Origin of the sequence: Veillonella sp. CNR 79/14, assembly GCF_003992185.1 — a bacterium.
Classification (GTDB): domain Bacteria; phylum Bacillota; class Negativicutes; order Veillonellales; family Veillonellaceae; genus F0422.
Genome location: NZ_RQVH01000003.1, coordinates 220533 through 233830, shown reverse-complemented (window position 1 = coordinate 233830; position 13298 = coordinate 220533). Strand labels below are relative to the sequence as shown.

The following is a 13298-nucleotide window of genomic DNA, read 5'->3' as shown; positions in this document are numbered from 1 at the left end:
AGAAGGTTTACGTTTCGCGATTCGCGAAGGTGGCCATACAGTAGGCGCTGGTGTTGTTACAGCTATCGAAGCATAATTGAATCGTAGATTCTAAATAGGAAAAGCGACCGCAAGGTCGCTTTTTTGCATTCTAATACTTCTTGTATAGTTGTACAGATTTTGTTGCTATAGACACAGTATAAACACGTATTGTATTGTATAATTAAAATATATGAATTGATAATTTTTATCATATATAATTTGCTGTATATCGTATATAATGTATAGTAGTAATATTAGTGTAAACGATATCTATCCTATTAAATATAAAGTGATAAGGAGGTTTCTATGAGTACAATCACAACAATGCCTGTTTCCATGGAGGGCTGGCAAGAGGAACAACAATCTTGGAATCAAACATCCAAGTTCTTTGTCAATATGCACAAACGTGAGGATCGTGTAGCGCAAGTAGTGGACTTTGTAGCACGATTACAAGAATTAGGGATTCATCCAGTGGAAGGAGAAACAGCACTTGATGTAGGCTGTGGTACAGGGGACTATGCCATGGGACTAGCTCGTAAAGGGGTAAAACTAACTGGTGTAGACTTGTCTACAGGAATGCTAGAAGGGGCAAAACAAATTAGTGAAAAGGAAGGACTTTCTTTAGATTTATGGCTAGGACCGTGGTCAGAGGAAGCTAGACAAGCTTTAGGATGGGAGAAGAAATTTGATTTAGTATATAGTATTTTCTGCCCTATTATGTCGGATACAGCTAATTTACGTGCTTTACATCAGGCGAGTCGCAAACACTGCTTATGTATTATGTTTGCGGATCGAAAAGATGAATACTTAGATGCCATCTATTCTGAGCGATATGGTGTAAGTGGAAGCCCATGGGAATCCATGTTACAAGATTGCTTGGGCACGGTTAACGAAATCGGAAAGAATGTAAATATTACTTATAAAACGGTAGAGGAAGTAGAAAACCTAACTGTTGATGAAGCAGTCGATTATTTCTGCTTACGTGTGCATCGCAAAGTAGGTGGCGACTTAGAATTGATTAAAGAAGAAATTCGTGAATTTTTATCGGAGAAAGCTGTAGATGGCAAATTAGAAAACCATACAACGGATACCATAGCGTGGATTTCTTGGAGTGTATAACATAGTAGTACATGTCCCTATAGTATGTTCAGTGAATAACTAATATACATCCATTATTGCATATATCTTATATAAAAAAGACTGTAAACACTAGGCAGATAAACCTATGATTACAGTCTTTTTATATAGAATGTTTATAGAAATGAAATAGAGATTGATAGCGTGCTTAGATCAGACAAAGAAGGATTAACTTTTTTTGAGTATCAACTCACTATTGATTACAAATTCACGCAAAGCACCATACCCTTCTTTCTCTAAATCTTCTAAAGAAATAAAACGCAAGGCAGCGCCGTTGATACAATACCGAAGACCTCCCATGGACTGAGGGCCATCTTCGAAGACATGCCCTAAATGAGCATCTCCAATGCGACTGCGTACTTCGATGCGACGATGTCCTAAACTATCGTCCTCATAGTAACGAATGACATCGCTGTTGATCGGTTGTGCAAAACTAGGCCAACCACAACCAGAGTCGAATTTCTGAGCGGAGATAAAAAGAGGCTCTCCAGAGGTGATATCTACATAAATGCCGGGGCGAAATTCGTCTGTATAGGCATGAGAGAAAGGTCGCTCCGTAGCACTATGTTGTGTTACAGCGTATTCTAATTCACTAAGTTCTTTTTGTAATACATCATCTGCTTTGCGTTGGTATTCCTTTTCATCGATTAAAGGCTCGTAAGCCTTGGATACATTAATATGGCAATAGCCATTAGGGTTTTTATCTAAATAGTCTTGATGATATTCTTCAGCTGGATAAAATGACTGTAAGGGTAACACTTCGATGGCAAAAGGCTTTTGGTAATGGCTATTAGCACGTTCTAACGTGGACTCGATGATTGCTTTGTCCTCAGAATGTTCGTAATACACACCAGTGCGATATTGAATGCCCACGTCGTTACCTTGTTTGTTGATACTAAAAGGATCAATAATACGCAAAAAATATTGTAGTACCTTAGAGAGGGAAATCACAGAGGTGTCATAAGTAACCTTGACAGTTTCTACGTGACCGCTGCCACGGCAAACCTCTTCATAACTAGGATTCGGATGAGCCCCATTGCTGTAGCCTACTTCAGTATCTACAATGCCGGGGATGCGTTGAAAGTAACTTTCCACACCCCAAAAACAACCTCCTCCTAAATAGATGGTATGATTCATAGTATCACTCCTTTTAATGGAATATAATGTATATTGCTGATAATTCATGATATGCTTTATATGTATGATGCTAGCAAAGATATTGTTGTTATATCGAGTATATATCATCAAATTGTTATGATATAGCTAGTCTTAATTATAGCATGTATTCGTATTAGAAGTATTGCACGAGTATTGGTAGATTGATGATACGCCGCATATAAGATACATGGTATTATCACAAGTTTTAGTAAGCATAATATTATAAGACATGCCTATAAAGGTGAAAGCCACCTAACTCGTATGGGGACGAGCAGGTGGCTTCTTTGTGATAACTGTAGGTGTGTATGGGAAGTCACCGTTATCACATATGTAAGTAGTTTGAAAGGCTGGAACATATGAGGTTCATAGTTCCTGTCGAGTATCACATCGACACATATAATATATCAAAAAAATAGGAATAAGTAAAATAATAATAAAATGTTACCACTTATAGGACGTACCTATTAGGTGCACCGCTAATTATCAAGAAGTGATATGAAGATACATGATAGTTATATAGTATACTATATATAAAGTATTTATAGAGAATGACTATTATTAAATAGCTTTTAGCTATTGAAAAGGTTATAGTTTTTTTCATGAAAGTTTATGAAGAATGCATTTGACATCTATAAGTGAGAACAGTATAATTGAGGCAACAGATAAGATGCCATAGTGAAATTATATGAATTATAGTGCAACTGAGTAGCAGGTTATGAAAAAAATTTTCATTTAAATTTGGCACCTATCAAGGGTATTTTGTTCACGCATATGTCATCTTAATCGTGTAGTATAGTAAGTCAATATGGGCTTCAAACTTTAAAGAAAAGGAGAATCATGAAAAAGCGTAATGAAATTGTTCGAACGAATGCAGCACATGCACAAAGTCAACAAAAAGTAAATCGTTTAGCCGCTATGGCTGCTATTTTAGGTGTGACGGCGTTTAGCGTAGCTGGTATGACCACTACATTCGCTGTAGATAATGTGGCAGGTACAGGTGAAGGTACTGCATTTGGCACCAATAGTAAGGCTGTACAAGAAGGGTCTATTGCTGTAGGTAATTTAGCAGTGACTAATGCCAAAGCTGGTGTGGCGATTGGTAAATCTAGCTTAGCCGGTGTTAGTGAATCAGTTATTCCAGAAGCAGATCAAGAAAAGCATACAGCAAATACAGTGGCTATTGGTAGGAATGCCTATGCGTCCTATACTGATACGGTTGTTATTGGTACAAATGCATCTTCGTTACGTGACCATGGTGGCGTGACATACCAATCGGGTACTGGTGCGATTGCTATCGGTAGAAATGCAAAAAGTGATTATAAAGAATCTGTAGCCATTGGTCCAGAAGCTCGTACGAATTTCACTCAATCCGTAGCGGTAGGTTACCAAGCGGAAACAACAGGTCAACAAGGTGCGGCTACGGCGGTAGGTCCAATTGCAAAGGCCTATGAAATAGGTGCAGCTGCCATTGGTAATATTTCTAGAGCAAGTGGGGCTTACTCTACGGCAGTAGGTACTACATCAGCTACTTATAATCCATTTGCTACAGCAGTAGGTAATCATGCAGTTACACGAGCAGCAAGCGATACGATTGTAGGTACAGAGTCTGGTACTGGGACTAGTGCTGGTCGTGCAGTAGCGGTAGGTTTTGGATCTCATGTAGCAGAAACATCTGGCGTTGCTGTAGGTGACCGAGCTCGTGCCTTTACAGCAGGTGGAATGGCTATCGGTCGTGCTGCTACGTCTTATGGAGCACAAGCCATTGCAATCGGTAATGGCGGTAAAGCGGATGGCAAAGCTGGGGAAAATGCCTTTGCTACAGGACAAGGAGCGATTGCCTTAGGTACAACAGCTCGCGCTATGGGTACACATGGTTTTGCCTTTGGTAATGACTCTGTAGCAGGTGGTAATGCAGACTTAGCAACCACTGTATCTACAGCGTTGGATACGTATAATACAGCGTATAAGACTTTCACTGATGCTCAAGATGCTAAGTTAACAGCAGAAAGCGATAGTAAAGCGACACAAAAACGTTTGGCTAGTGATGCTCGTGACTTTGGGATTTCTTTATATACATTAACTAATGAAGAGAAGCAATTGCTTCAAACATTAGGTGTAGATAATGCAGCTCTACAAGATGAGTTTTTTGGAAACATACAGTCCAATAATAACTATGATAGTGCTAAACCAGTTGTAACAGCTCAATTGGCTGCGTTGAAAAAAATAGCGGCACTTGATGAAAATGCAGCTAGTACAACTACAGCGGATGTAACACGTTTGATTAAACGTGCTCAAGATTTGATTGCAGAAAATACAGATGATGAAGCTTTAAAACAAAAAGTAACAGATACAACAGCTGCTGCAACAGCAGAAGCAGATAAGTTAAAGACAGCTAAGGCAACATTAGAAGCGGCTTATAAAAGTGCGAAGGAATCTGCGTTAGCTATTGGTACACGTGCTGTGGCAGAAGGTAAAACATCTATTGCTATCGGTACTGATGCAAATGCAACAAATGAAAACTCTGTAGCCATCGGTACACAAGCTAAATCTACTGCTGACCATGCAGTAGCTATCGGTGTAAAAGCACAAGCTACAGTGGATAATGGTGTTGGTTTAGGTTCCTACTCCGTAGCAGATACAGAAGCGCGTAAAGGCTATGATCTTAACGAAAACCGTATGAATACATATGCTGGTTTACGAGGTAATGCATTAACTGCATCTACAGCAGCTGTGGCTGTAGGTACGCCTCGCATGACTCGTCAAATTAATTATGTAGCAGCAGGTACAGATGATACTGATGCAGTAAACGTAGCGCAACTTCGCTCTGTGAATTTAAAAATCGCTGGTGATACAGTAGATCAAGCTGCACCGACAACTGATGGTACATCTAAAGCTGACGTATTATTAGATAGCCAGACATTAAAAGTGGTATCTGCTAACAAAGCTGTATTGACAACAGATGCTACCAATAACACAATTACAATCACTCCTGTTACAGCTGAACTTGAAAAAGACCCAGCTACAGGTCAAGTAAAACCTAAAGATGAAACGAAAGGCAATGCCTTAACAACAGCTCAAAACGTAGCTGATATGATCAACAATGCATCTCCAAAAATTGGCAACGGTTTGACTAATAGTGATGGTAAAATCGTAGTACAACCTGCAGATAAATCCATTAGTGTAACAGCAAATGGTGTAAAAGTTAAAACTGACGGCACTACAATTACTGTAGGAGACAAGGGTTTACAAGTTAATACTGGTAATATTACTAATGTAACAGAAGGCGATAAAGCTGGTACTGTATCTGTTCCTGAGGCAGATAAAGGCAAAATTGCTACCATCGGTAATGTAGCAGATGCTATCAACAGTGCAGCTTGGAAAGCAACAAGTGATAAAGAAGACTCTGGCGAAGTTGAAGGCACAACAGAAGAAAAAGTTAAAGCTGGTGACAAAGTTACGTTAAAAGCTGGTAATAACTTAAAACTTAAACAAGCTGGTAAAGAGTTCACATATTCCTTACAACCTGAGTTAAAAGGTATCAAATCTATCACTGGTGAAGGTGAAGGTGCTGGTAAAGTATCCTTTGGACCAAATGGTGTTGTTACTGTAGGTGGAGATAACCCTGTAGCAATCGATGGTAAAGATGGTAAAGTAACTGCTGGTGATGTAGTTCTTTCCAAAGATGGCTTAGACAATGGCAATAAAACAATCACTAATGTTAAAGCTGGTGAAAAAGATACTGATGCAGTTAACGTAAAACAATTAAAAGATGAACTCGGTAAATCCACTGTTAAAACAAGCGATGGATTGGAAAAAGATACAGATGGTAACATTAAGGTAAAACCAGCTGATAAATCTATCGAAGTAACAGCTGAAGGTGTGAAAGTTAAACCAGCTGATAAATCCTTAGAAACTACTGAGGAAGGCTTAAAAGTAAAAGCTGACGGCACTACAATCACTGTAGGAGACAAAGGTTTACAAGTTAATACTGGTTCTATTACTAATGTAACAGAAGGTGACAAAGCTGGTACTGTATCTGTTCCTGAGACAGATAAAGGTAAAGTTGCTACTATCGGTAATGTAGCAGATGCTATCAACAATGCAGCTTGGAATGCAACAAGTGGTGAAGATGGAACTGGCAAAGCTGAAGGTACAACGAAAGAAGCTGTAAAAGCTGGTGACACTGTAACATTAAAAGCTGGAAACAACTTAAAACTTAAACAAGCTGGTAAAGAGTTCACATATTCTTTAAATCCAGAATTGAAAGATTTAACAAGTGCATCTTTCAAAAATGATGCAGGTGATACAACTGTAATCAATGCAGATGGTATGACTATCACTCCTAAAGCAGCGGATAAAAAACCAGTTTCCTTGACAAAAGATGGCTTGGACAATGGTGGTAATCAAATTAAAAACGTTAAAGAAGGTACAGATGGTACAGATGGTGTTAACGTAAATCAATTAACTGGCGTTAAAAATGATGTACAAGATCTTAAAGATGAATTAGAGAAACATATTAATTCTTCTGGATTCTCCATTACATCTGATGTTGAAGGTACTGGTAAAAAAGCAAAAGGTAATACTACATCTACTGAAGAAGTTAAAGATGGCAACAAAATAACGCTTAAAGCTGGTAATAATCTTGAAATTAAACAAGATGGTACAAACTTCACATATTCCTTGAATCCAGAGTTGACAGGTATTACTTCTATCGCTGGTAAAGGTGCTGCACCTACTGTTATTACCTTAAAAGAGAGCGGAGATGTAACAATCGGTAAAACAGGTGAAGAAAAACCTGTTACTGTTACTGCTGATAAACATATTACTAATGTTGCAAGCAACTTACCTGAAACTAAAAATAAAGATGATAAAGGTGAAGCTACTAAATCTCAAGCAGCTCCAACAATGGGTACTGGTGAAAATGAGGTTAACCCAAATAACGCAGCTACTGTAGGTGACGTACTAAATGCAGGTTGGAACTTACAAGGTAATGATAAGGATGTTGATTTTGTAAAACCATACGATACTGTAAACTTCGTAAATGGTGTTGGTACAACAGCTACTGTGGAAAGTGCAGATGGCAAGACATCTACTGTGAAATACAGTGTAAACCTTGGTGATGGCTTAAAAGTTACGGACAATAAAATCACTGTTAAAGCCGATGGAGATACAATCACTGTAAGTGATAAGGGTATTAAAGTAAATCCTGAATTAAAAGATATGACATCTATTGCTGGCGAAGGTGATGGTGCTGGTAAAGTATCTTTCGGATCAAACGGTGTTGTTACTGTTGGTGGAGACAATCCAGTAGCAATCGATGGTAAAGCTGGTAAAGTGACTGCTGGTAATGTAGTTCTTTCCAAAGATGGCTTGAACAATGGTGGTAACAAAATCACTAAAGTGGCAGAAGGTACTGACCCTACTGATGCAGTTAACGTAAAACAATTAAAAGATGCAATTGGCAATGTCAAAGTAAAAGCCGATGGAGATACTATCACTGTTGGTGAGAAAGGTATTAAGGTTAACACTGGCACAATTACTGTTAATGATAAAGATGGCAAAGATGCAGATGATAAGCCTGTAAAAGCTGGTACTGTATCTGTTCCTACAGATGGTGCTGGTAAAATTGCTACTGTTGATACTGTAGTAAATGCTATTAATAATGCAGCATGGCAAGCCAAAGGTGGCAAAACAGAAAATGGCGTTTTCACTGGAAATGGTGCAGCGCAACCTGTTAAAGCTGGTGATGTTGTTACTTTCAATGCTGGAAATAACTTGAAACTTACTCAAACTGGCTCTTCCTTCACATATGAACTTAACCCTACATTAACTGGTTTAACTAGTGCTGAATTCAAAGCTGGTAACAATACAACTAAGATTGATGGTAAGGGAATTACTTTGACTCCAGCAGGAGAGGGTAAAGGAGCAGTTTCCTTAACAAATGCTGGCTTGAACAACGGTGGTAACAAAATCACTAATGTGGCAGCAGGTACTGACCCTACTGATGCAGTTAATGTAAGCCAATTACGTGATGCAGCAGGCAATATGCAAGCAATTACTAACCAATTACAAGGTCAAGTGAACCATGTTGGTTCTCAAGCGGCTGCATTATCCGCCTTGAAACCTATCCAATACGATCCATTAGAACCAACTCAAATCATGGCTGGTGTAGGTCACTACCAAGGTCAAAACTCCTTAGCATTAGGTGTGGCACATTATAAAAATGAATCTTTGATGTTCCATGCAGGTGCTGCTATTGGTGGTAACCGTAGCCAAGTGATGGCAAATGCTGGTATTACTTGGAAAGTAGGATCTAAAGCAGACGAAACAGCTGTAGCAGATGTATACAGACAAGGTCCAATTAGTTCCGCATACGTATTGCAAGATAAAATGGGTGCATTAGAAGCGCAAAACCTTGAACAAAAAGGTGAAATTAACGCATTACGTGAAGAAAACAAATCTCAACGTGCAGAACTTGATGCTGTAAAAGCTCAATTAGCAACAGTATTAAGCCGTTTACAAGGTTAATATAGAATTGTGAACGTAATCTAAGCGTTATATAGAAAAGACTGTAATCGAATGAAATATATCATTCTGATTACAGTCTTTTTTTGTTTACTCCGATAAGATTATGAATTTGGTTGACAAGTCTTCTTTTTTTGAATGTATCTAAGTGTAAGCACTTGGTACTGGGAAAGGAGAACATTATGGCAGCAAGTACAGTAGTGAAAAAAGAATTACATTTGGTCTTTACAGACACATCTAAGGAAGAAGTCAATATTGTGGTAGCATTCCCCAAAGAAGGTGTTACAAAAACTGAAATTGACACAGTAGGTCAACTGATGGTGGAGAAAGATGTACTTCGTGGTCGTAAAGATCAACGCTTGACTAACTTTCAACATGGTGCATTAGTGACAACAGAGTCCACGGTGGTAGAATAAGGAGGATTAGACTATGACAACAACAATGGTAACTAAATTACAATTACAATTTAAAAAAGGTGAAGGTGCACATAATTTAAAAGTGGCTAATTTTGCCTATGTCAATGAAAGTGCTACAGATGAGGATGTAAAAGCTGTAGGCGATGCATTGGGCAAGCTATATGCCTATCCTTTGGTAGGGGTTGTGCGAAATAATGCCATCGCTTTAGAGGCGTAATATGGAAAAGCTTGAAAAAGCATTAAAAATTATTAGAATTACCCTTTGGGTATTAAAGTGGTTAAAACGATAAGGTAGGATAGGACCTTTAGACAGCTGAGAACCACACCAAGAAGGGTATATGTAAATGATAGTGATAAGACTTAGTACCAAGAATTACCGTAGCCATCCTGCTGATACATAGCAGGATGGCTATTGTTATATATTAGTGTACTGCATGATAAGAAAACCTGAATCTCTTTAAGAGATTCAGGTTTTACTTCTTTTCAATGTTATGTTATTGAACTGTTTCTAAAGCCTCTTTTAGCAAGGCGAGCGCTCGTTTGTATTTCTTATGCATAGCCTGTCGACTCATGCCATAGGTATTAGCAATTTCGCTGATGGATTTGCCTTTTAGTAAGACTTGCCGTAATAGGTTTGCATGCACCGGCTCCATTTCTGATAGAGCTGTGTGCAATGCTAATAGTTCTAAATGATGAATGGCTTCCTCTGCAGTATCATGGCTGGATGGGATAGATGCTAGAGGATCTGTTTCATCTTCTTGTGGGGCTAACACCGTTTCATGAGTCCATTGTCGTAGACTCTTTCGATATAGATTCCACTGGGTGAAGCGTATGCGAGATTTTACAAAGCCAGCAAAGGGGATGTTGCTAGTTATATCATAGGTCTTAATAGCCTGCAAGAAACATTCCCATAAGGCAGACTCTAAATCACTGTCTATAGAACGGAGTTGGCGCACATGCGCGTATTTTGTAATGAGAGGTACGTACCGTTGACATAAGATAACAGTCATATGATGATATCCAGCTTGGATGAAGGCCACAAGTTCTTCATCAGTGTAGGAATCATCTTGGATGTCAGTGGCTGTCATCAGTAATGAGTGTTTAATATAAGACTGACTCATAGTTTACCTCCTTATATATAATATTACCTAACATGATTGTCATGGATGATGTATAAGGGGCGTACTTACATCATAGTTTCTATAGTATCACAGGCCTGTTGATATATAGCTCATTTACTGTAAATTGCTATTACATGTAATGAAAAATGACATCTATATATGTTGATGAAATTATATATCAAAATCCACTCAATAGCAAGTTATTTTTTCTGAAAGTGTGTAAAAGTAACATATTGATATAATAGAATAGATTTCAAGGGTATGTATGACATATAAGCAATATTGGGAAAATATATGTTTATAACTTTCCTTATAGTTTTTTGCTATATATAATAATATGTATCCTGTATAAGGATAAATGTACGTATATTGTTGACATATGATGGACATCCTAGTATACTTAATTCATCGTTAATCGATAGGTTTTACTGGAAAGAGAGGTGGATTGAATGCCTATACGAGTAGTGAAAGGATTACCAGCCATAGGGAAACTTTCAGAAGAGAATATATTCGTCATGGATTCGGAACGGGCAGAGTCACAAGATATTCGACCACTCCACATTGTGGTTGTGAACTTGATGCCACGGAAAGAGACTACGGAAATTCAACTGCTTCGTGCTTTGAGTAATACACCGTTACAAACAAAGGTGACTTTTCTGTACACGGCGTCCTATACAGCAAGTCATACAAGTCAAGAATATTTGGAAACCTTTTATAGAACTTTCGAGGAAATCAAAGATCAATACTTTGATGGTTTGATTATAACAGGCGCTCCGGTAGAGCAAATGCCTTTTGAGGAAGTGAACTATTGGGATGAGCTTTCAGGAATTATGGAATGGAGTAAAACCCATGTGTGTTCTACTCTCTACATTTGTTGGGGAGCCCAAGCCGGGATTTATAAGCACTTCGGTATCCACAAGGAAGATTTGCCTACCAAGTTATTCGGTGTATATGAACAAGAAGTGCAGAACAGTAAGCCCATGCTTATGCGTGGCCTAGATGAACTCTTCTATATGCCTCATTCACGGCATACGACGGTGAGTGAAAGCGAAATCAACGCTCACCCTCAGTTAGAAGTGCTAGCCCGCGCGGATAAGACAGGTGTTGGTATCGCCCGGTCCTATGATAATAAACATGTGTTTATCTTTGGACATCCAGAATATGATCGAGATACTTTATACCAAGAGTATGATAGGGATAGAAAGTTAGGATTAGAGATTGAAATTCCAGAAAATTATTTCCCTGATGATGATCCGACGAAAGGGCCCATCATTCGATGGCGATCCGCATCGACCATACTCTATTCAAACTGGTTAAACTATTATGTGTACCAAGAAACACCGTATGAGGTCAGTGAATTACAATCGAGACCGATTGAAGAAGCATATATACAAGACTGGGTCATTTAATCCTAGTCAATAGATAGTAAAGATTTAAGAATGATGAGGAGTTTAACATGAGCAATTACAAATTTGAAACATTACAATTACATGCAGGTCATACAGTAGACGCAACAGGTTCCCGTGCGGTGCCAATTTATCAAACTACTTCTTATGTATTTAAAGATGCAGAACAAGCAGCAGGACGTTTTGCTTTAACTGATGCAGGTCCTATCTACACTCGTTTAGGTAACCCTACACAAGACGTATTGGAAGGCCGTGTAGCCGCTTTAGAAGGTGGTGCTGGTGCCATCGCCGTAGCCTCTGGTTCTGCAGCGATTGCCTATGCTATCCAAAACGTAGCATCTGCTGGCGATAACATTGTAGCAGCTTCCACATTGTACGGTGGTACTTACAATTTATTCAGTGCAACATTGCCACGTTTCGGTATCACTACAAAATTTGTGAACCCAGATAATTTAGAAGAGTTCAAAGCAGCTATCGACGACAACACAAAAGCTGTGTATGTAGAATCCGTTGGTAACCCAGGAGCTAACTTAGTAGATTTAGAAGCGATTGCTGAGATCGCTCACTCTCATGGTATCATCGTAATCGTGGACAATACATTCGGTACTCCATACTTGTTCCGTCCATTTGAACACGGTGCAGACGTAGTGGTTCACTCCGCAACTAAATACTTAGGCGGTCATGGTACAACTATCGCTGGTGTGATCGTGGAAAGTGGGAAGTTCGACTACAAAGCAAGCGGCCGTTATCCTGGATTTGTAGAAGGCGACGTACATTACAATGGTTTAGTATATGGCGATCTTCCAATTCCTTTCACTGTGAAAGTACGTGCTCAATTATTGCGTGACACTGGGGCAGCCATTACTCCTCTAGCAGCATGGTTGATTATTCAAGGTATTGAAACATTGTCCTTGCGTGTAGAACGCCATGTAGAAAACACTCGTAAAGTTGTAGATTTCTTGGTAAACCATCCAAAAATTGCTTATGTAAATTATCCTGAATTGCCAAACAGCCCATATAAAGCGTTGGCTGATAAATACTTCCCGAAAGGGGTTGGCGCAGTGTTCACATTCGGTGTGAAAGGTGGTAAAGAGGAAGGTATCAAATTCGTTGATGCTCTTGAAATCTTCTCTAACCTTGCCAATGTGGCGGATGCTAAATCCTTGGTTATCCACCCAGCAAGTACAACACATGCCCAATTGAGCCCTGAGGAACAATTGACAGCAGGTGTAAAACCAGAACAATTACGTGTATCTATCGGTATTGAAAATGTTGAGGATATCATTGCTGACTTAGCACAAGCATTGGACAAACTGTAAGATATAGCAACTGTATAGTAGTATATAAGGGAACTCACAATAGTGGGTTCTCTTTTTAGCTATGGTATACTAGATATGTAGTTGTACTAAGTAACATTTAATGATACAGCAAGAACTATTGAATCCAAGATAGATATTGAGATGAGGTCAACGTTAGATGAGTATAAAACTTGACATAGGATGTATAGAGGCGCA

General features: G+C 38.9%; 9 protein-coding genes. 7 read left to right on the top strand and 2 right to left on the bottom strand.

Annotation, left to right across the window (positions count from 1 at the left end; all coding sequences use genetic code 11):
* On the top strand, nt 1-76 hold a 76-nt coding region (locus EO119_RS08245), incomplete at its 5' end, for a hypothetical protein (protein WP_164723757.1).
* Nucleotides 77-327: 251 nt separating this feature from the next.
* Nucleotides 328-1140: a class I SAM-dependent methyltransferase gene (locus EO119_RS02225; RefSeq protein WP_126940516.1), complete on the top strand. Its 813-nt coding sequence runs from the start codon at nt 328-330 to the stop codon at nt 1138-1140.
* A gap of 186 nt (nt 1141-1326) precedes the next feature.
* Here the strand turns inward: EO119_RS02225 and msrB are convergent, their stop codons facing one another.
* Nucleotides 1327-2295 (bottom strand): peptide-methionine (R)-S-oxide reductase MsrB, encoded by a 969-nt coding sequence (gene msrB / locus EO119_RS02220; RefSeq protein ID WP_126940515.1) that lies wholly within the window; start codon nt 2293-2295, stop codon nt 1327-1329.
* A gap of 858 nt (nt 2296-3153) precedes the next feature.
* Here msrB and EO119_RS02215 point away from each other — a divergent pair.
* The 3 genes from EO119_RS02215 (at nt 3154) to EO119_RS02205 (ending at nt 9474) form a co-directional block, all read left to right on the top strand.
* Entirely contained in the window at nt 3154-8844 is a 5691-nt protein-coding gene (locus EO119_RS02215; protein WP_126940514.1) for a YadA-like family protein, read from the top strand.
* 179 nt (nt 8845-9023) lie between these two features.
* On the top strand, nt 9024-9257 hold the full coding sequence (locus EO119_RS02210; RefSeq protein WP_062401461.1) for a DUF2922 family protein: 234 nt from the start codon (nt 9024-9026) through the stop codon (nt 9255-9257).
* A gap of 13 nt (nt 9258-9270) precedes the next feature.
* On the top strand, nt 9271-9474 hold the full coding sequence (locus EO119_RS02205) for a DUF1659 domain-containing protein (protein WP_009353480.1): 204 nt from the start codon (nt 9271-9273) through the stop codon (nt 9472-9474).
* Nucleotides 9475-9751: 277 nt separating this feature from the next.
* Here the strand turns inward: EO119_RS02205 and EO119_RS02200 are convergent, their stop codons facing one another.
* Entirely contained in the window at nt 9752-10378 is a 627-nt protein-coding gene (locus EO119_RS02200) for an RNA polymerase sigma factor (protein ID WP_126940513.1), read from the bottom strand.
* Nucleotides 10379-10827: 449 nt separating this feature from the next.
* Between EO119_RS02200 and metA the strand changes: the two genes are divergently transcribed.
* Entirely contained in the window at nt 10828-11787 is a 960-nt protein-coding gene (gene metA, locus EO119_RS02195) for a homoserine O-succinyltransferase (protein WP_126940512.1), read from the top strand.
* Nucleotides 11788-11834: 47 nt separating this feature from the next.
* Complete coding sequence (locus EO119_RS02190; protein WP_126940511.1) at nt 11835-13103, top strand: O-acetylhomoserine aminocarboxypropyltransferase/cysteine synthase family protein; 1269 nt, start codon at nt 11835-11837, stop codon at nt 13101-13103.
* The last annotated feature ends 195 nt before the right edge of the window (nt 13104-13298 follow it).